The organism is Shewanella sp. S23-S33, from assembly GCF_043359565.1.
Classification (GTDB): domain Bacteria; phylum Pseudomonadota; class Gammaproteobacteria; order Enterobacterales; family Shewanellaceae; genus Shewanella; species Shewanella oncorhynchi.
On the sequence record NZ_JBHFFD010000021.1, the window covers coordinates 124166 to 145141 of the forward strand.

Sequence of the window (20976 nt, forward strand, 5' to 3'; positions counted from 1 at the left end):
AGAATAGCTGCAAACGGGGCATTGGGGATAGCGTGAATCAGTCTGATGTAGAGTGATTCACGGGCACGATTTTTAGTTAAACAACCATGAGGAAATCTATGGCTAATGCTCGACTCACCGAGCAGATTTAGTTGGTCGCTCTTTAGACGTGTTTTTTGCACTAAAGCTGACAACTACTATGCTTTTGAATTTATCAATCAACAAATATAGATTCTTCTGAAGAATCAGCATCAGGTAACATTTGAGCAAGGACTTTATCGACCCTTTTACCGTCCATATCCATAATTTCGAGTCGCCAACCTGCAACTTCAACAATATCTGTGGTTTGAGGTATTTTCCCTAATTCATACATTAAAAATCCATTTAGCGTTTGATAACGCCCATCCTCTTCATTTGGTAATTGCTTTATACCTAAAGCGTCTTTTAGGTCAAAAATAGGGATTAGACCATCTAGTAATAATGAGCCATCTTCCCTTTTTATCACCATCTGATCATTCACATCTTCCTGAAAAAACTCACCAGTCAGTGCATCCATCATATCTTGAAGCGTTACCAGCCCTTTCAAATCACCATATTCATCAACAACAAACACCATCTGCGAGCCTGTAGTACGAAAATGCTCAAGTAGCTCCATTCCAGATAAGCTGTTGGGTACAAAGTTACAATTCTTAACGAGATCCACCAATTCTAAACGTTCACCCGCGATAGACTGTGAAAGGAGTTGTTTAGCTGAAATAATACCCACCATATCATCAACATTGTTACGACAAACAGGAAATCGTGAGTGAGGAGACTGCATAACAGTTCGCAGATTTGCATCAAGAGGCTGGTTTAAGTCGAGAAATACAATATCAGACCGTGGCACCATCAAAGAAGAAATAGTACGTTCATCTAATCGAAAAACGTTTTTAACCATCGCATGTTCATTGTGCTCAATCACCCCTGCAGATGAGCCTTCCTGCAACATTGCCTGAATATCTTCCTGAGTCACATTGTCGTCAAGTCTATGCGAAAATCCCATTAGACGCATAAGAGCATGAGTTGAACCGGATAACATCCATACAAATGGTTTGGTTGCTATTGCTAGAAATACCATTGGTTTAGCCATTAGACAGGCAATACTTTCCGCACTGACTTGACCAATTCGCTTGGGAACTAACTCACCAATGACAATTGACACATAAGTGACAATGATAACCACTAGAACGGTTGAAAAGATGTTGGTTAAATCTGGACTTAGACCAAAAGTCTGAAGCCAAAGTGACAAAGGTTCGGCGAGGATGGATTCACCAAATATTCCGTTTAAGATCCCTATTGATGTTATGCCTATCTGCACAGTTGACAAGAATTGCGTTGGATCTTCTGCCAGTTTGAGTGCTGCTTTAGCAGTGCTGCTACCGCCATGAGCAAGGGCAGTTAGCCGTGACTTGCGAGCAGTCACAATGGCGATTTCCGACATAGCAAATAAGCCATTTAACACAATCAAACCAATAAGAATAAAAATTTCCATAGTCGTGGCTCTGGGTTCCGCTTTAAGTTGAACAAGAAAAAATGAATAGACAATTGATACTGAAACTCAATGAGCTCAGCTAAATATCGAAAGATAGCTTAGATACAACTCATGAAATAATCTTCTTAAATAACAAAAGAATATAACGAAAGGACCTTTCCCAGAACGGGCTTGGGGTATGATTTGAAATTCTCAGAACAAACCATCTACTACTTGCTATCAACTTTTTGATTAGCCGTGTATTTGATTGTGTAGAAAGTTGTCTTAACTCATTGAAATAAATGGAAAGACAATGTTTATTGATAATGGCTGCAACAACTGAAGTTACAGCGTATCGTCGGTGAGGGTCCATAATCCTACATAAAAAAGTGATTGTAATTCGCATATTAAACGAAAAGAGAGAGTTGTAAAGTATTAGTAATTAACATAATTAGTACGGATACTTAAGCTCTAATATTAAAAAATTATAGCTTAAGTGTATGAGTAGCGAAGACTACTTAGGTCATCAGTTGTACGGAGCACTTACGTTTTTACCTTACTTAAGCACACTAAGGTTAACAAAAATTTAAGAAAAACACCTAAATTTTAATGAAGCTCTAGTTGATTAGAATAAAACCAAAAGGCATAGTGCGCACATAGATTTTAACCGTTATCACATTGAAGTGAATTTTTGCAAAGTGTCCTTATCCTATCTCCAATAACAGTGGCACTGAGTGAATGATCCATTTTGTGAGAGTGTAAAAAATGCTATACATAAAAGTTTTGGGCAATGGATGCACAAAATGCACAAGTACAGCAGCGTTAATCACTACTATCGCGACTAATCGTGGCATCAGTATTAACTTGATTATGGAATCAAATCCAGAAGTGATGATGGACTATAGAGTGGTGAGCTCACCAGCGGTTGTTATTAACGAAAGATTAATGCATTGGGGCTCTACTCCCCAACCATACATGGTTGAATCATGGCTAAACATTTTGCGCTGAATTGTTGCACTATTACTGCTCAATAAATCAACAGACCACTTTCTTGTTTTACCGTCACCTCAGATCCCAATTAACGTTCTATACATATAGAAAACAATGAAAAATCACACATTATTATTTGTTGATTTGTTGCCTTATTTTTCCAAAATAGCTGTAAGCACAACAATACTCATTAACAAAGGCCGGTCAATTATCCAAGCTTGATACGACGAGTCTACTGGTTTCAATTAAGAATGGAGCAGAAGTGCTTTAACCCAAAGCTAACGCCAAATACTAGATTTTGCTCCCGAGAATCACTTCAAAGTCTGATCAACTGTAACGATTTATGCAATCCCTGATGGTCAGGCATTACTTTTTGGTAGTCATTACTTTATGTATCTCAAATTATCAGACAACAAATGGCTGAACTTCAAGCTGTGGTAAACTTTGGGGCAATAGCTTTTTAGCTAAACGAACAGCAGAAGGGTTAGTTAAGATTGGCATTGTTGTACCAGTGACCTTCTAAAACAGGGATATTTTATTAGAACCCTCAGGGATACTTCTTGTTAAATACAGAGGCGGCGAGTCACTGGGGAAACAATGAAAATTGATGCGTCACAACAACTGACGACAACTTTATCTTGCTTTTAGGCAAAAAGAAAAGCCCGCGGCTGCGGGCTTTGAATCACTTAAAATCAACGGAATACAAGGACTGACTTAACGATACGTCAGCGTCGTGGTATCCGTTAACTTGTCGTTATCTTTAACGGTCAGTTCAACAGTGTGTTGTCCACGGCGGGCAAGGCGGAGTACCACTTGACCGTTAGCGCGGGTGCCATTGTCGAACGTCCACTTATGTTGCTTGATCACGCCATCGGTATCATAGCTAGTCGAGATAAACATATCGACGAACAGTAAATTGATACGCTGAATTTGCGCAACGGGTGGTTGTTTCACGTTATCAGCAACCACTGTCACCATTTGCGACGTGCTATGGGTTAGGCCGTCGTTATCAGTCACAGTTAGCGTGACCAGATACTCACCGCTTTGGCTGTAACTGTGAGTCACTACCTCACCCATTGCGACGGTATTATCACCAAAGCTCCACTCAGCTGACACGATTTGTCCATCACTGTCGGTTGAAGTGGATGTCAGTTGCACCGCGGCGCCATTCACCACTTGAGTGAAACTGGCCACTGGCGCGACTTTTTCCGCTTCGAGCAAGAGTGAAATCACCACAGGATCGTGATCCGATGAGCGATAAGCATCACTTGCGAATAAGTCTTGGATTTGAGCAGGCGTCTTAAACTCTTCGTTGTAATCCAATACACGTGGTTCGTCGGTATTGATATGCCACTGCGTCACATCCACCACTTTATCCAGCAGGGCAGCGTTTGCTAAAGCATGGTCCAACTGACCCGATTCAGCCGAGAACACATAGGAATAAGGATTTGGCTTTTCAAGTTTGGCAAACAGCTCACTAAAGCCTGCATTACCTAACGCCGTTAATGGATCTTCCTTCGCATAGGCGTTCAAATCACCAATCAGCAGTACGCCTTGATCTGGATATTGCTCGCTAATCCATTGACCTGCAGCCGTCGCCGCACGGGTACGAGTGATATTACAGTTGCCTTGACCGTCGTTAAGATCAGGTTCGCCCGCACATTCACTGCCCTTAGATTTAAGGTGATTAACCGCAACAACCACGCCTTCTTCACTGCCGTTCACGCTAAAGGCTTGCGTCAGCATTGGACGGTTTTTGCTATCGTCAAACAGGGGCTGTTGATCGCTATCTAATGGCGAATTCGCACTGGATAAAATACGCGCAGCACCCTGCGGCGTGACTTTATCACTGCGATAAATCAAGCCGACTGTGATGGCATCGGTGCCAATCGCATTCATGCCTGTTGGCGCGATATAAGCATAACGCGCTTCACCCACTGCGGCATTCAAACCTGCGACTAAATCGGCAATGGCTGAATTAGTGCCAAAGCCATCATTTTCAATTTCCATCAAACCAAATACATCGGCACTAATGCCCATCATGGCGCTGACAATCTTCGCCTTTTGACGCTCAAATTCGCTTAAGGTATTGGCACCACGGGCGGTTGGGAAACCTGCGCCTTGGCCGTCGCCATTGAAGTAGTTAAGCACGTTAAAGCTAGCGACTTTTAAATTACCACCTTCATTCAATGTGGGCGCAACAGGGCGTGGGTTTTCCGCCACAAAGTTCACCGTTTCGATTGGCATAATGCGATACAGATTAAAGCCATAGTGCATTACACCCGTAAGCGATGTGGCTTTATCGCCTACACGCACTGTGTTTGATGCGCTCAAACCAGGAGCGGGGAATTGCACAGGATCAGGATTCTGCGCCGTTAAACCGTCATCCAATAAAATACTGTCACGTTGGTTGGCTGCGCTCACCGCCAGCGCATCCGCGCCCGGCGCAGCCACCTGCGTACCAATAAAGTGGCGCTGACTCCCTAATGAAATCTCGCCATAACGGCCTAGGTTATAAACTTCATTCACCACTAAATCTTGGCTGAAACGAACCCGCATGCCCTCAAAGGGCTCAAAATCATCACTGCTGTTAACAGGTAAGGTCACTAGCGCGGCCGTTGGTAACGTTTGTCCTGTGGCACACAACTTGTGATCAGATAAAGTCGTTAGTTCAGTTAAGCCTTGATATTCAGTGACTTTGGCTTTTAAACGAATACGATCGCCTGCCACATAAGCTGTGGGCGCAGTGCCGGTATATACAAACACACCTTCAGAGGTTTGGGGATCGCTATCGGCTTCGTTATCAGCCATTTGTACAAAAATGCCCTTAAGACCTGCTTCTTGATTACTGACGACAACCGCCTCAACCACTAAAGTTTGACCATTGAGAGGGCTAGCAGCGCCCGCGCCTTGGAGCGCATGAATTGCTGTGGCTTCTTCGCCGCACACTAAAGAGCTTGGTGGAGGGTCGACGGGATCGGTTGGCGTACCCGCACTGAACTTACCAAGATCAGAAACATCGTCCTTAGCAAAACCTAGCCAAGTGCTAAAGCTTACTGCATCAGTACTGATAGGATCGGCAATCAGCAGATCAGGATTACGGCGCAGGGTATTATCTTGAGTGGAGAGATCACCACTGCCCCACTCGGCACCGGGATCAACACCGACTTGGCCTAAACTATCAATGACTTGATTTTGATAGGTCAGCTCAATCGCATCGTCGCCATTAAAGAAGCTGGCGCTACTCTGTTGATTTGTGACCGCAAGGATATCGGCAGAAGAGTCATTATCGGCAACCACATAAGTCGCACCCGCCGCTAAAGAGCCCGTGAGCGCAATGGTCGTGCCGACGTTTGTGCTGCCATTAAAATAGAAGCGCAATTGGTATTGGCTTAAATCAATAGCGCCCGCGGTTGGGTTATACAGTTCGATAGCTTTATTATTGCTGCTGCCTTCGACATATTCAGAAATGATCAAATTATCCGCGCCATGGGCAAGCCCACAAACGCTGCTGATGGCTAACGCCAGCACAGTTTTAGTGTTAAACATTGAGACCCCTAAATGTATTGTTTTAATATTTGGTATTTAATTGATGCGCTTAGATACTTCAAGGTGATGTCACCTCGAAGACTGACGATACTATAGGCTGTCAAGGTTACAAATTGGTTGCATCAAAGTTGCAACTTAAGGTGGATATTATTCGTGCGATTTAGCGATCAGAACTAGGAAGAAAGCAGTACGGGAGATGCTGGCCGCACTACACAGTGCGGCCAGAGATAAATCGAGGTTAATCAAGTAAGCAGAACAAATGGATGGCAATCCTGACAATCATGACACAGGGTTATAAGGGCTGAAGCTTTTCATCGAGTAAACTGACGAGCAGTAACTCACCTTGCAAATTCACTCTAAACTCACCGTATTTTGCTGCACTAAAATGATCGGCTTGTCCTTCTTCAAAGAAAAAGCTGTTCGATGCGAGTTTAATTTGATTACCACGGACACGAAACTGCACTCGTAATTGATCTTTACCGAGTGCTTGGTCGGTATAAAAGTCCACAAAACGCGCCACTTTTTGCCCATCGACAGCCAGCAATAACTGCCCCTGCATTTGTTGCGGCGCTAAGGCGCTACGCACATCGCGCGCGATTGCATATTCAAGCGCCATGTAATCACCCTGCATTAATGAGCGCGGATCGACCGGTGCTAATGCAAAACGCACCACTTGGCCGTGATTAAGCAGTTGTTCGAATTTGAAAATGCGCCAATTCACGCCAGCGAGAATCGCCACTGTTGTGAATAATACGAGCCCAAGCGCCCATTTATGTGAAGCCGACAGTTTTCCCATCACATTGCCCATCACACAGTCTCCTTGGCATTTTCATTGGCAGGAAATAACCGCCACATCACTAACCTTGCCACCAACAGCAAGGCGCCTAAGCCCATCAAATAACCAGATTTAAGTAACAGAGTCGTCTCTAGGGAATAATAATACCCGCTGACAAATAACAGCGCCGACACCATTCCCATACCTTTCAACCAAGACTCGTTGCAATAATGACCAAGCAAGATCAATAGAATAGCCGTTGATAAACCCTGCATAGGTAAGGATAAACCGCTAACGATGACTAAACCGATAACACACCCCAGCGCCACTGGTGAGCTTAGTGATTGCTGGCGCTCGCGCAAGATTGTCACCAATAAAAATCCGCAAATAGCGAAAATAATCAACAGATGAGTCAGTGTCAGCCACAGGCTTTGCTGCCAAGGGCTAAATAAGGCTTCAAAAATACTGTCCATACTAAAAGCGTGCATCAACTGCAACGAAAGCAACGCGAGTGCGAAACCATAGATGAGCATCCGAGCCCTGCGATAATGACGCCCGAACTGATTGATATTTAATAACACTAGACTAATGACTACGGCAAAAAGGCTCGGGCTAAAATTGAGCAGTTCAAATTTAGCCATCAGGCCAATCACGCACCAACTTAAGCAAAAAGCGAATACAAACTGGGCTAGCCCATGGGCAATCAAGCCCCACAATAACAATGTAATACCCGCCATACAGAGATACCATGTGAGGCTAAAATCATTGTTAATTAAATCAAATAATCCCCATGCCACACTGATCAAACCACTCAAACAGGCGGCAAAAGCAAATTGTTCAATAAAAATCTGTTGCCGCGGTAAAAAATACAGCCCAATCCCCAAGGCTAAATAGGTTAAGCCGATAAATAAAATGACATCTTCTTCAACATGCTCAAAAATGGCACCAAACGCTGCCATCATAAAGCTCAATAAAAACAACGCAGCTATCCAAGCAGCAAACGCCTGCATAGTGGCAATATACCAAGGGATATCATGGTCTTCTGACATTTGAGCTGCACTAACATTGCCTTCGGCATACAAAGCTTGCCAGAGTTTGATTAGACTTAATTCACTCGAAGCGTCGATTGAATTAAGTCTATCAGTGCAGGGTCGAGTGATCATTTCGCTATCCTGTAAACCATTATTGTTGCTCATGAACATCTCCCACGCTCACGCTCCCTTGGCTGGCGATTCCTACAAACTGTGGTTTAAGTTTCCGGCTTAGCTCCCTCAACCAAATACTCAAACCTGTGCTTGCCAAAATGATATAAAGCCCAATAAACAAAAATCCACCTATGGGGTCATTATCCTCAAACATCAGCTTTATCAGTAACGCGGCGCCTACGGCAATCAAGCTAAAACCGCCCAAGGCCAAGGGATATATGCGTGGTAATCTATAACGAAAAATAACGAATCCGAATATAAGATGGGCAAAATAACCACAGAAAATCCCAGTGCTGAAGCTGTCACGTTCAAGGAAATCGTCGAAAATAAGCCAAGTGATTAACCAAGTAAAACAGCCCATAGCAAACAATGAACAAACATATTCAAGGATTGGCGCATGCCAGCGCCCCGCGACTTTGTTGTCTAAAAGTACGAAAGCATAATAGATAATTAAATTCAAACAGATAAAGATCAGCAATTGTCCTTGAGCGCCCCAAAATAATCCCCAGAAATGGGAAAAGGAATCCAGAAATATCCCTATGCTGAGGTTTAGCAATCCCACCAGCAACAGCCACAAACCATCAAATCCCGCCACCCAAGCAAAGGGTAAGATAACGAATGCCCATAGCGCAAATAACTGCCAAGGATCGGCGCCCGTTTGATAGGTTTGCCCAACTAACGCTAATAAGCCACCAACTAACACACTTGCGGCCAGTAGCACGCCATTGGCGGTCGTCGCACCAAAAGTGCTGTCTTTACGATAAGAACTAACAGGGGAATAAATATTGGCACGATAATAGAGCCAAGCAAATGCGCTGATAGCGAGTATTATCGCCACTTCAATCAGTCCAAATTTGGCAAATCGCCCCAAAGATTGCCAATTATAGGCAAAGAAAAAAATCACCCCACAGGCAAAACTTAACGCACCGAACCAGAGTAATAAATGAGCAATTAAGCGACGCCAACTCGACCCATCCGGCAAGACAGTCACCTGTCGATAAAGCTTATTCGCCTGCTCTTGCGTGATATGTCCCTGTTCAACCCAACCACACACTTGAGATTTTATCTTGCTCAATGTGAAATCTCCCTCATCCTGTTTGCGCTAGCTTACTATGACAGATTTAAAATTCGCACTTTATCGACAGCATTGAACAAATTAAATTGTGTATACTTGTAAAAAATCATTCATGCTAAAAATAACAAGGGGTGACTATGATATTGAGCCAGTTGTGTCGTCTACTCTTTTGTTTAGCCTTAAGCATTAGCGCATTTACCACGGCTATCGCCCAAGATAAAGTTCAGTCGCCAGCGATTCCCGAGTCAATTCCGACAATTCATGTCGGTGGTTATCAATTTGCTCCCTATGTCCATCAACAACAAGACAGCCGTTACACAGGTCTCACACTCGATATCATTAATGCATTAAATCAAGTACAACAAGAAGTGGTCTTTAAATTTGCCGTCACCAGTATTGAGCACAGATATAAAGCCTATTCCTTAGGTCGATTCGACATGATGCTCTTTGAGAATCCCGCTTGGGGATGGCAAAAAATAGCGACTCAGTTTATTCCGCTACATATGATAGATGGTGAAGTCTTTATTGCACTTAAAACTAAAGCTCATAACCAAAGCTATTTCAAAAACTTAACCAACAAGTCAATTGCGTTCATCAAAGGATATCACTACCAGTTTGCCCACTTTGAAACCGATGCGAATACGCTGGCAAAGCAATTTCGTCCCTTGTTCGTCAGTCACAATAACGCCTCTATCGAAAGTATTCTACGTGAACGCGCCGACCTAGCGCCCGTGACTAACTCTTACTTACAGTATTATTTAAAGGTTCATCCAGAAGAGAGAAAATTACTTTTAATATCAGATGAATGGGACCAAAAATACGCCAATGGCATTTTACTCAACCCCAGTTCACAGCTCGATAGCAAAAGGCTCTCACACTGGATTGAACTGCTCATCAATAATGGTAAACTCGCTGAACTCGCCGCCCAATACGGTATTCAATTAACCCCATAATTCGCTGTTTGTTTTTCAAACTCTGATGCTTCAATCGCGATGATTTACAAACTATCATGAGCAATTTACGCGGCAGACAAGAGTGGCCCTAGCATAGCCAAAATACCAATGAGTAAGAAAATCAGCGCTTGCACTATGATCATCTGGCCACTATTGGGTGGACTCAGAGTGGCAATGTAAAACTGCCAAATCGCAAAGATCCCATAGTTCATCCCGAGGAATAACAACAGGCTAAAGGCATACATCCCAGGGATCACCTTTAGTGCACAGGCTAAAAGTGCAGCCGTTGAAACCACAAAAAATACCGATTGGCAGTGAAATAAGCACAGTAGCATTTGCTTGCTTTGCTGTGACACATTTGCCTTCAAGAGCGGCGCCAATAAAACCCGCTTACCATAGATTAAATGGTAGCCACAGACTCCAGCACTCAAAACAGTCGCTGCCATTATTGTTAATACCATAGTGCTCCCATTTAGTACTCATATGTGATTATCTTTGAATATCGTAAACTGAACTAAGAATTTAAAACTGAGGAGAATTTAAACCCAAGGCTTAAATACTTGACCATGTAACTAAGACCCTAAAAACTGAGGTTGAGTTTCAGCCGAGCGAAAATAAGCAACTTGGTTCTAAGCCCCTAAACCAAACGGGGCTAAAATCTATGGGGAAACCGACTCAATATGAATGACCCCATCAGCTCCTTAGTGATTGTACTTTAACGCAAAAAAGGAGCCATCAGGCTCCTTCTCTTCACAATCCGTAAACGATTACCCTGACTAAAACCTACGATTACATCGTCGCCATAGTCCAATAATTTAAACGCTTTTGTGGATCGGCTAACAGGTTTTTACATTCTTCTTTATATTTACCCATTAACGCACCTAAGTTGCTTGACCCACCTAAGCTTTCGATTTGACGGGCTTTAGCATCGGCAACCGCTTGAGTGACCTCTGCTTCAGAGCTGTATTTCTTAGCTAAATTCTCAGACTCAATTTTAGAACTTTTTAAACGCTCACCCACGGCCTGCATTTGCGGTGCATTCATCGCCCCAATGGCTTCTGAGCTAATTTGATAGTAAGCGGCACATTCAATGGCTTCTTTACTAAACGCTTTTTCTGCTTCATCAGCCCAAACTGCAGTACTGGCACTTAAGACTAAACCACCTAATACTAACGTTTTTACCTGAGTTAACATGTTACTTTTCCTTTTAATCGCCATAAATAAACCTACTCAAGCCCTCGGTGGAGCTCAAGTTCGTAGATATAAAAATCTTGGTTACGCACAAAGCCTAAACCTTCATACAAGCCCTGCGCGCGCTGGTTTTTTTGCTGTGTTTCTAACATCAAATAACTCATATTATGCGCTTTGGCATAACTGGCGGCTTGTAGCACTAATGCCCGCCCAATACCGACACATCGGGCATGTTGAGTCACATACACATCATTGAGGATCAACATAGGGGCCAAACGTAACGATGAAAAACTGGGATACATTTGAACAAAACCTAATCCAAGCCCTTGATTATCCTTAGCTATAAATATCACCGATGAGCCATCTGACACTCTTGAATAAATAAACTGCTCCGCAGCCGCGAGATCATCCCTACGCCCATAAAACTGTCGGTACTCATTGAATAACACTGCAACCTCATGGACATGAGTCACATCTACTCGAGTTATGATGCTTGCCATGGGCTTTTCCTATTTATCATTAGAGTGTTGGCGGTCGTTGTCGCAATCGAAATTGCAGACTGTTTTTCACCGTTGGCCACTCGGTATCAATAATGGAATACACCACGGTATCGCGGATAGTGCCGTCCTTAAGAATCTTATGATTTCGCAATACACCATCTTGCTTAGCGCCCAGTCTTGCAATGGCTTGTCTCGAAGCTTGGTTATGCCAATGAGTACGAAACTCAACGGCAATGGCGTCTAAGGTTTCAAAAGCAAAGGTCAATAACAGCAGTTTAGCTTCAGTATTAATCCCAGTGCGCTGGGCACGTTTAGCATACCAAGTGTATCCAATCTCAAGACGGCGATTATCAGACTCCCAGTTGCAAATTCGCGTGCATCCGACGATTTCCCCTGACACTCTATCCCGCACCGCAAAGGGAAAACTCAGGCCCCGCGCTTTTTCTTCGAGTGCTTTAGCCACATAGAGCTTCATCTCCGTTGGCTCAGGGACACTGGTAAACCATAAACGCCAAAGTTGACCATCTGTCACGGCTAGACTCAATGCCGCCACATGGGACAAAGATAAGGGCTCAAGTACAATATGCTCACCACTTAAACAACCTAAGTTATCTTCACAGCCCACAGTATCGCCTCCGTTAGATGATAGAAAAGTGTGTTGTAGCGCACGTTTTTATCTAGCCTAACATTAAACGAGAATAAAAAAATACCCTATTTTCAGTATGATTGGACAAATTTACCCCATTGTCGGCGGCTTAGATTACCTAAAGCTTAAGAGTGTAAAAAAAATTGAAAAAATGAGTACAAGGCAGTTAAAACAGGTTGGAATAAATACTGCTGCGGAAGAACACGCCGTGATATGACCAATCAATATCCGAGAAATAGCCAATGACATTGCGCAGTCGCGATAAGTGATTGGTGATTGGTGATTGGTGATGACCAAAAGCGACAATCGAGAGCAAAAACACCTAAACCTGTGGGCAGCATTTAGGCGTTTGTTTTCAGGTGAAGTTAAAAGCTAAAGTTAAAAGCCATGAACACTGTTACTGACCCTAAACCAGCCCGCAATGCTATTGCGCTGTGCCAAGGTTTTGGTCACTTCATGGGGAAAACGCTCACTGAGGAAAATCACAAAATGGCCCATTTTAGGCGCGATGCGCTCAATCTCAATATCGGCTTCATCATAGATAATCAACTCGCCACAATCTGCCGCTTTCCAGTCAGGATTTAAGAAAAACACTGTGGTTAAAATACGATTTTGGCTGCCCTTAAGTGCATCAACATGTTTTTTATAAAAGGCCCCAGGCTGATATACCGCATAGTGGCTTTCATAATCGAATAAGCCCATAAACAAGCGACGATTCAAGCCATTTTTGAGTTGTGTCATCAACTCAAGATACTGGGCATCGGGCTCATTTTGCTCTTCTAGCCACTGTATTCTGTCACGGCGAATGTCTGGATTTAAGTGCTGTTCAGAACCTCGACCGATAGAGGCAGCTTTTAATTCATATATTTCAGTTGATTGAATTTTTTCCAATAGTACTTGACTAATACAGGAAGGAACTAAGTCAGATAAAAAGATATAGCCTTTGTCTACCAAGGCATCAGCGATCACGTCCAGCATTGCTTCACTTAATTGCGAAACCATTATGCTACATCCAAAAAAGGGCTACGCTTTTGCTGTACTCAAGGGCTCAAGGAGGGATTAAGTGAGCCTGATTTTCGAGGGGCGTCGATAAGAGATATGATTGCCATATCTCAACGATAAATTTTGCGAAATTCTAGAATAAAGAAGACGGAATTACAACAAAATAAAAACCAATATAAACAACACGTTAACGTTAACCAAACAGTTCAACAGGCGCATCATGATCACTAAGCTGCAAACAACGCTCAAAGTGTAATCCAAGTTTGTTCAGCAAAGCTTTTGAAGCACTATTATGACTGCTAACAATCGCGACAATACGCTCAATACCTAAACTTTTACCTAAGTCAAAAGCGGCTTTAGCCGCTTCGAATGCATAGCCCTTGCCCCAATATTGCGGCAAAAAAGCATAGCCTATATCGACATTGTCCAGTGTCGGCCGTTTGATTAAACCGCAGATGCCAATGGTGAATCCATTCTCGGCGAGCACTACAGCATAAAAACCAAAACCGCACTCGGCATAACTTTTCATCGGTCCATTGACGATATAATCCTTAGCCTGCACAAGTGTGCGTACTCCTCTATCCCCGATATTCTCTATAAAGCCTTGGCTGTTGAGCAAGACTAACATAAAAGAAGCGTCGGCTGGGGTTAACTGCCGCAGGATGAGTCTAGGAGTACGCGCAACTTGCATAGAATTTCTCCACTAAAAAAGAGGGCGGATTTATAAATAACGGACGTACTGACTGCCGTCCTTTTGCGGTTTCTTAGGAGCAGTAACCGCTGGCGTACCCACATACAAAAAACCGACGATTTGATCGTGTGGCTCAAGACCTAAAGCAACATTCACATTCGCATCAAAGGCAAAATCCCCTGTACGCCACACGGCACCTAAACCTAAGGCGAAGGCAGCCTGCTGCATCGCCATGGTCGCGCAACCCGCTGCAATGAGCTGTTCAAGTACGGGGACTTTGGAATGTTGCTGCGTTTTCGCCACGACAGTAATCACCATAGGCGCACGCATTGGCATGCCCTTAGCTTTATTGACAAAATCCTCATCGGCGTCGCTCGCTTTCGCTGCCTCAACAAAGATATCTGCCAAGGTCTCTAACCCTTGTCCTGCGGCAATAATAAATTCCCATGGCGCTAAGGCGCCATGATCTGGCACACGAATGGCAGCATCTAAGATGATTTTTAATTGACTCGCATCTGGAGCAGGAGCAGTTAATCGTGGGGTTGATTGGCGAGTGAGTAAAAGTTCAATAGCGTCCAAGTTCTTATCCTAGTTCGATATAAATTGCGCTCAAGCATAGCAAATTGCTGACAAAGAGGCATAAAAAAATCCCACCGCTTGAGTGGGATTTAACTTGTTGAGTGCACTTAACAATCGAGTGGGCTTCAAAATTAAATGCGCTTGAAAATCCGATGCAGTTAACAATTGGGCCCGCTTGAGAAAGACTTACTTAATCCCACAACGCTTAGCGATGAAATAATCTAGGCTAGTGTAACGACCACCGCCTAAGGTAAAAAGCGCCAGCAACATAATAAAATAGGTGATCGCAAACTCAATCCCATTATTAAGCACAGCTAAGTTACCTGAGCTAGTCAGCCAGTCATAGTTACCGTGCTCCTGCAATATTTCTTTGGCTTTCGCCAGTTTATCCCCAGCCTCAAGCACTCTGTCGTTGGCTAGCAAAGAGCTACCATCGGCAATCGCTAACCAACCATTTGGCCAATGCACAGTCAATGCGGCGACCAACATAGTGACCATTAAAGGGATAGAAATCAGTCGCGTCGCGAGCCCAAGCAGTAACAAGATAGCGCCAAAGAACTCAGTTCCCGCCGCCAGTCCTGCCATTAACGCCGGCATTGGCAGACCTAAGCCCCAATCGGGATTGGCAAACCAAGCAACCGTATCTTCAAAGTGAGCGAGCTTGTTATAGCCTGCTTGCATTAACACAGGTGCAAGGTAAATCCTAAGGGCTAATGGCGCTAACCCTTCGAAATAGCGGCTCATATTGAGTAGTTTCTGGTAAAGGGATACGAGTGGCATAAGGTCTCTATTTAGTCGTTAGTAGGCTGATTTATTGGCTTGCAGAAATAGACCCTAGCAAGGCAATAAATCTTTCATGACCTAGGCTTCTTTTTCAATCGCTTCCTGATTCAGTTCCTTGAGATCTTGAATGAGCCCACCTAACTTTTTATAAAAATGCTTAGACTGCTGCTCCGATAAGCTCGCATTCATCGCCAACAACAAAGTCCCAAATGCCTCAGTATTTTTACGTAAAAACACTTTATGTTGCTCTGACTTAAGCTCATCGGGCTGCGTCATCAGCAAGGTCAAACGCTCGGTTAATAATGTTTTATCAGCGCGCTGACCTAGTGCAACCTCAAACTGGCGTAACCATTCGTGCCTGTACTCAAGCCACATATCTAAGGTGGATAAACGCTGTTGATTATATTGGTGAATAAGTACTTTTTGCTCCGCAGTTACACTTCCAAGCCAATCATCAAATTGGGTTTGAAGGTTTTCATCGGCATCTTTTTGTAACTGCGTTGGAGTTTTGCCGGCAAACTCTTTGACGAGCTCCTGCTCTTCCTCCCGTAATTTTGTGAGGATCTGCTTCACCTGTTCATCGGACAAAGACATTATGATAGGTAGAAGCTCGGGCAAGGCGAACTCAAACAATCGAAACCAATGCCGCTTAGCAATATTCACATGATCTGCCCATAGCACTGGCGTTAACGTATTGGTTTTTATGAGGCCTTCGACTTCGGTCAATTGCACCACATAATGAGCTAACTCTTTGGATTGATGCCAAATGACAAATTTTTCAATGAGGGAATCGAATGCCTTTTGCTGAGATTTATCTAAGGTAACATAATCCTCTTGCTCCCAGCCGATGGCCCAGTCGAGGAAATGGTAACTGAATTTAGTGGAGCAGGCGCTTAAGCCTAAGAGACACACAAGTAGCATCACGCCTTTTTTCATACTGAATAATCCATCCTAGAATTGTTGCTAATAAGACGCTTGAGACTATATAAAGTTGCTTTTTATATCAAACAAGTTTGTCTAATAAAGGTTTTCAGTATGTTATACCCGCATGTCCCACCATAGCGCGGTCAATGCCATAAGGGAATGAACCATTATCATCAGATGGAAACTAAGCACACGCAATAATGACTATTTGGGGGTGATCAGCGGCCAGAAGCAATCAAACCAAGCAAGGTAGTCGGCGCTACGACTGGGTTCTGTTTGCGCTGCCATCAATAATGCCCAGTAACAAGCAAATACCCAATACATGTCAATAGCGGCAGGCACTGCCGTTACGGCTTGTGCAGTAACATAAGGGTGTCCACTTAGATACTGTTTCACCAACACACTTTGCTGATAGGGCGTTAACGCATGGGTCGCTAACACTACAGCCAACTCACACAGTGGATGCGACGCCGTCGCATACTCAAAATCGATACAACACAAGCGGTTATTTTTAAGTAACAAATTATGGGGATTAAGATCGCGATGGCAAAACTGCGGCTTGATTATGCAGGCTGCTAACTCATCACACCAATGTTTGATTTCGATTTGAATTGCAAGCAGCTTAGCCACCCGCTCATTCCAATCGTGAGTATTGCTATCACCAATATCACTACCCTGCTTCAATGGCACAGCACGCCTTAATACTGGCTCACAAAATGTTGCAGAAGCCTGATAGGCAAGCATTTGTTGGTGATATTCCTGCCACTGCTCAGTGATACTAATAGCGTAAGGCCCTGTAGGCAGATCGCGTAATTGCAGCAATAACGCCAATAGCAAACAATGGGCTTGGTTAGGATTCGTTTCTTGTTCTGCTGCCGGATACTGTAAATAATTAAACGTCGATTGCCCCAGCACAAAATCAGCAGCACTCGTTTGGCGCTCTAACGCTGGCCAGTGGATTAAGACCTCGTTTTCAATATCGTCACTTTCAATATAATCACTTTCAATAAAATCACTGAGGTAATAACGCTCATCTTCGCTCACCCACAACAGTTCAGGAGCAAGTTTAGCTTGAGCCAATTGCTGCCAGTAAAAACGCTCCTGCTGGCGGTTGCAAAAACTGTCCGCCGCATCGGCATTCACCCGCAACACATAACTGCCTGTGGGCGTAGTGATTTTATAATTATGATTACTTAAGCCGCCCGCAAGCTCATGAATACTTAACACGTTAACTAGCCCAGCACTTTTGAGTATGGGGTAAAGTGCTTTGAATGGCTCGCCCACTGAGCGCTGCATCGAGACGTTTATATCGAGCATTAACTGAGTAACTTCAAGGCATTAGCTTCACGGGCGTCGGCTAACGCGGTTCGCCACAGGAAATACCCCACGACCGCTAAACCCACATAAAGCACGAATAACAAGGATGTCAGCATCAAGCCTTTGCTGAGATAAAGGTAAATCGACACTATGTCGATAACCACCCAATAAAGCCAATTCTCAAGTACCTTTTTTGCCACTAAATAAGTCGTCATCACGGCGAAACAGGTTGTCGCCGCATCTAGATACGGGAATGCGGCTTGGGTATACGTCGCCATACCGTGACCAACCAAAAGCGAAATCACGCCCGTCGCTGCGATCAACTTTAAATGGGTTTTCAATGGCCAAGTGGTCACTTTTACGCCTTGATGCTTATCACCACCTTGGGTCCAGAGCCAATATCCATAGAGCGCCATTGCCATGTAATAGACGTTAAGCACAGACTCCATCAGTAGCGACACCTTCCAAAACAACACAGTGTAAATAGCGGTACTGGCAAAGGCCGCCGCCCAGCACCAGACGCTCGCCTTCATAGCCAGCAGTAAATATGCCATCGCCAGCAATACCGCGAGTGCTTCCCATACGGTCATCACATGGACTTCACCAAAGGCCGTATTAACGCTCTCGACCAAGGTTAACCATAAATCTGTCATAGTGTTGTTCTCATTGCCTATTTGTCGCTTACATGGCGGTCAATCATTATTCGCTGTGGGCTAAATTCAGCTCACCACCGATAAACTTACACACAAATACTGCCTTGCCCCACTTCTCATGGGCCGCTTGCATCTCGGTCGCCAGCATAGTCATCACATCTAAATAATCACCGCACACTTGAGTGGCCATCGCATTAGTCACGCGCTCGATATTGGGATAGCTATCCACGCGGCCAATAAACCACTGGATAGGGTCGAGGTAATTTTCATTAAAGGGATACATGCTAATTTCTGCGGTCAGTTTCATTTTAATTCCTTGATATTCAGAAGTAAGGCTGTAGCCCAAATACTGGGCTACAGTTCAGTTAACACTTAAATGATTATGCTCACTTTAAAATGAGCTATTACATAAACTTAACGTTAAAGGTTACGCCAATCTGACGCGGATCGCCGTAACGAATATATTGCTTTTCCGCCCAACCGTTATCTGGCTCATTGCCAAAATAGAAGCCACGCACACCGTATTCTTCATTAAACAGATTGCGTCCCCACAAATATGCCGACCATGCGTTCGCCTCATAACCTACGCGAGCATTGACGATAGTGTAGGGTTCAGAGCGGGATTCATTGCTGTCTGAATAATAGAATTCACTCTTACCGCTAAGATTCAGGTTAGCAAACCAACCCGAATTGGCACGATAAGTCCCGCCAAGGCTGTAGGTAACGTGTGGAGAATGGGCCAGATCGCGGCCAGTTAAATCCACCTCAGTGCCATATTTGTCCTGATACTGGTAGTCACCGTAGGCCGTTTCTAACCAACCTATGCTTGAGTAAACTTGCAGATTATCCGTGGTATACCAGGTTGCATCTAACTCAGCGCCATAGTTATTCGAACTGCCTGCATTTTCAGTGAACAAGATAAAACGCTGTGGTTTATCAGGATCTTGCTGTGATGCAGCCACCTGTTGATCTTGTCTGTCCATATAGAACAGCGCCAAATTAGTATCGATAAGTCCCGCTAACCAATGGGATTTAAGGCCGATTTCATAGTTATAGAGCGTCTCAGTACTAAACTCTTTTTTATCGTTCAATTCGACGGGTAAAGTCATGTTGAAACCGCCCGCCTTGTAACCGCGTGCGACTCGGACATAAGCATTGTGCGAGTCGTTCAGCACTTTACTCACAGCAATATGACCGCCCCACATGGTTTCGCTCGGGTCGAAATTATCGTTATTCGTATCAGAGTAATGACTGTTGCGACGCTCTAAACGTAGACCCACAGATAAAGCATAATTTGAGCCCAAATCCGTATCGAGCTGGCCAAACAGTGCATAGTTTGTCGCTTCATACTCTGAGTCTAAGACTTCATCCGGCGAAGCATTGTACTCAGAATACAATTGGTTATCTTCTTTCAGATTCATGGCATACACACCAAGCAACCAATCTGTACTCTCTGCAAAAATACGGCCCTGCTCGGTAGAACTTAGGCGAAACTCTTGCGACACGGTTTTACGCTGACCCGTTTTATCCCAAAAATAATCGTATTGACACGGCGCCAGATTGCCATTGTCATCATTGCATTGCTTAGAGGCCCAATATTCTGAGTTAGCCCAATCGCCATCGTAACTGTAATGGTGATCGGTATTCGCAAAAGAGGTTAACGAAGTTAATTCGAAGTTTTCTGCGCCAGAATAGGTCGCTTTAAAACCCGCGCCTGTGGTGCGTTGGCTATCAACACCCGGTTGATCCGATGTTGTCTGAGTTGGTGAATTAGTTAAACTCCACACATCATAGCCATTATCAAAATCGGCATGCAGCACAGTTAAATCAAACTGCAAATCATCTGTCGCATACCAGCGCAGCTTAGCGCGGCCGCTGAATTCATCGCGACCATTGGTATCATCACGGTCTAAATACAGGTTATCGTGGTAACCATTTTGCTGGTGCTGCTGCATTGACACACGATAAAGCAGCTTGCCAGAATCCGTTAATGGGCCCGAGCTAAACCCGCTAAAAGTGCGTAAATCATCCTCGCCTAACGACACTTCGCCGCCATGCTCAAACACATCAGTTGGATCGTTACTCTTCAGATAAATCAATCCCGCTAAGGCATTCGCGCCGTAACGCGTCCCCTGCGGTCCACGAAGCACTTCGACCTGCTGTAAATCGTACATACTCGACACCATACCAATACCGGATAAATCAATATCATCTATGATGTAGCCCACGGAAGAATTAGGTGCACCTTGGTATTGTTCCTGCTCCCCTACACCGCGAATTTGAAAATATTTCGGCCGCGAGCTTCCACCTGACCAGTTAAAATTGGCGATAGAATTAAGCAGATCTTCAAAGTGTTGCGCACTTTCATCTTGAATTTTTTGACTGTCGATAACGGTAATGCTGGAGGGCATTTTTTCTAAGCTTGAACTACGAAAATCCGCCGTCACCACCATGACTTCCATCTCAGGGCTGGGATCGGGTTTATCGATAGCATCAGTTTGTGCAAGTGCAGAAGTGCTCATCGCAGCAGCAATGGCTAATGCCAGCGGTGCTCGGGCTAAAAATAAGCTTGGCGATACGGTTGAAAATGGGGATTGATGGTTTGACGTTTTACGGTTTGACATAGGACCTCAAATATAATGTTTGAGATCCGG

20 protein-coding genes are annotated in these 20976 nt (G+C 44.1%); 2 read left to right on the forward strand and 18 right to left on the reverse strand.

What is annotated here, in order from left to right; translation table 11 throughout:
- Nucleotides 1-193: 193 nt before the first annotated feature.
- Nucleotides 194-1510 (reverse strand): hemolysin family protein, encoded by a 1317-nt coding sequence (locus ACHA99_RS06600; RefSeq protein WP_393941782.1) that lies wholly within the window; start codon nucleotides 1508-1510, stop codon nucleotides 194-196.
- Between the two features lie 744 nt (nucleotides 1511-2254).
- Here ACHA99_RS06600 and ACHA99_RS06605 point away from each other — a divergent pair.
- Entirely contained in the window at nucleotides 2255-2497 is a 243-nt protein-coding gene (locus ACHA99_RS06605; RefSeq protein WP_168823976.1) for a thioredoxin family protein, read from the forward strand.
- Nucleotides 2498-3193: 696 nt separating this feature from the next.
- Here the strand turns inward: ACHA99_RS06605 and ACHA99_RS06610 are convergent.
- From ACHA99_RS06610 to ACHA99_RS06625, 4 genes are all read right to left on the reverse strand, one after another.
- On the reverse strand, nucleotides 3194-6028 hold the full coding sequence (locus ACHA99_RS06610) for an ExeM/NucH family extracellular endonuclease (protein WP_393941784.1): 2835 nt from the start codon (nucleotides 6026-6028) through the stop codon (nucleotides 3194-3196).
- Nucleotides 6029-6320: 292 nt separating this feature from the next.
- Entirely contained in the window at nucleotides 6321-6836 is a 516-nt protein-coding gene (locus ACHA99_RS06615) for a GDYXXLXY domain-containing protein (protein WP_105252757.1), read from the reverse strand.
- Entirely contained in the window at nucleotides 6836-7966 is a 1131-nt protein-coding gene (locus ACHA99_RS06620; RefSeq protein ID WP_393941840.1) for a DUF4401 domain-containing protein, read from the reverse strand. The genes ACHA99_RS06615 and ACHA99_RS06620 overlap by 1 nt, the downstream gene beginning before the upstream one ends.
- 19 nt (nucleotides 7967-7985) lie before the next feature.
- Nucleotides 7986-9083, reverse strand: coding sequence for a DUF2157 domain-containing protein (locus ACHA99_RS06625; RefSeq protein WP_263179630.1), 1098 nt, complete (start codon nucleotides 9081-9083; stop codon nucleotides 7986-7988).
- Between the two features lie 137 nt (nucleotides 9084-9220).
- Here ACHA99_RS06625 and ACHA99_RS06630 point away from each other — a divergent pair, with 137 nt between their 5' ends.
- Nucleotides 9221-10036, forward strand: a complete 816-nt coding sequence (locus ACHA99_RS06630) for an ABC transporter substrate-binding protein (RefSeq protein WP_263138258.1) — start codon at nucleotides 9221-9223, stop codon at nucleotides 10034-10036.
- A gap of 65 nt (nucleotides 10037-10101) precedes the next feature.
- Here ACHA99_RS06630 and ACHA99_RS06635 read toward each other — a convergent pair whose 3' ends face one another.
- The 13 genes from ACHA99_RS06635 to ACHA99_RS06695 all read right to left on the reverse strand — a co-directional run bounded on the left by ACHA99_RS06635 (nucleotide 10102) and on the right by ACHA99_RS06695 (nucleotide 20946).
- Nucleotides 10102-10497, reverse strand: a complete 396-nt coding sequence (locus ACHA99_RS06635) for a hypothetical protein (RefSeq protein ID WP_105252761.1) — start codon at nucleotides 10495-10497, stop codon at nucleotides 10102-10104.
- Nucleotides 10498-10825: 328 nt separating this feature from the next.
- Nucleotides 10826-11230 (reverse strand): hypothetical protein, encoded by a 405-nt coding sequence (locus ACHA99_RS06640; RefSeq protein WP_105252762.1) that lies wholly within the window; start codon nucleotides 11228-11230, stop codon nucleotides 10826-10828.
- Nucleotides 11231-11262: 32 nt separating this feature from the next.
- A complete protein-coding gene (locus tag ACHA99_RS06645; RefSeq protein WP_131525841.1) occupies nucleotides 11263-11727 on the reverse strand; it encodes an N-acetyltransferase in 465 nt (154 codons plus the stop codon).
- A gap of 19 nt (nucleotides 11728-11746) precedes the next feature.
- Complete coding sequence (locus tag ACHA99_RS06650) at nucleotides 11747-12352, reverse strand: GNAT family N-acetyltransferase (RefSeq protein ID WP_131525840.1); 606 nt, start codon at nucleotides 12350-12352, stop codon at nucleotides 11747-11749.
- Nucleotides 12353-12751: 399 nt separating this feature from the next.
- Nucleotides 12752-13375 carry a 2OG-Fe(II) oxygenase gene (locus ACHA99_RS06655; RefSeq protein ID WP_028760290.1) on the reverse strand — a complete coding sequence of 208 codons (624 nt, stop codon included), beginning with the start codon at nucleotides 13373-13375 and terminating at the stop codon, nucleotides 12752-12754.
- 193 nt (nucleotides 13376-13568) lie between these two features.
- Complete coding sequence (locus ACHA99_RS06660; RefSeq protein ID WP_131525839.1) at nucleotides 13569-14066, reverse strand: GNAT family N-acetyltransferase; 498 nt, start codon at nucleotides 14064-14066, stop codon at nucleotides 13569-13571.
- A 30-nt stretch (nucleotides 14067-14096) separates the two neighbouring features.
- Complete coding sequence (locus ACHA99_RS06665; protein WP_263163099.1) at nucleotides 14097-14645, reverse strand: NAD(P)H nitroreductase; 549 nt, start codon at nucleotides 14643-14645, stop codon at nucleotides 14097-14099.
- Nucleotides 14646-14831: 186 nt separating this feature from the next.
- The gene (locus ACHA99_RS06670; RefSeq protein WP_263163101.1) at nucleotides 14832-15425 is read right to left on the reverse strand and encodes a DoxX family protein; all 594 of its coding nucleotides are present in this window, start codon (nucleotides 15423-15425) and stop codon (nucleotides 14832-14834) included.
- Between the two features lie 81 nt (nucleotides 15426-15506).
- Complete coding sequence (locus ACHA99_RS06675; RefSeq protein ID WP_393941790.1) at nucleotides 15507-16364, reverse strand: DUF6279 family lipoprotein; 858 nt, start codon at nucleotides 16362-16364, stop codon at nucleotides 15507-15509.
- Between the two features lie 192 nt (nucleotides 16365-16556).
- Complete coding sequence (locus ACHA99_RS06680; protein ID WP_393941792.1) at nucleotides 16557-17669, reverse strand: phosphotransferase; 1113 nt, start codon at nucleotides 17667-17669, stop codon at nucleotides 16557-16559.
- Nucleotides 17669-18322 (reverse strand): nicotinamide riboside transporter PnuC, encoded by a 654-nt coding sequence (pnuC, locus tag ACHA99_RS06685; RefSeq protein ID WP_393941794.1) that lies wholly within the window; start codon nucleotides 18320-18322, stop codon nucleotides 17669-17671. The genes ACHA99_RS06680 and pnuC overlap by 1 nt, the downstream gene beginning before the upstream one ends.
- A gap of 46 nt (nucleotides 18323-18368) precedes the next feature.
- Entirely contained in the window at nucleotides 18369-18629 is a 261-nt protein-coding gene (locus tag ACHA99_RS06690; RefSeq protein ID WP_393941796.1) for a hypothetical protein, read from the reverse strand.
- 97 nt (nucleotides 18630-18726) lie between these two features.
- A complete protein-coding gene (locus ACHA99_RS06695; RefSeq protein WP_393941798.1) occupies nucleotides 18727-20946 on the reverse strand; it encodes a TonB-dependent receptor in 2220 nt (739 codons plus the stop codon).
- Nucleotides 20947-20976 lie beyond the last annotated feature (30 nt).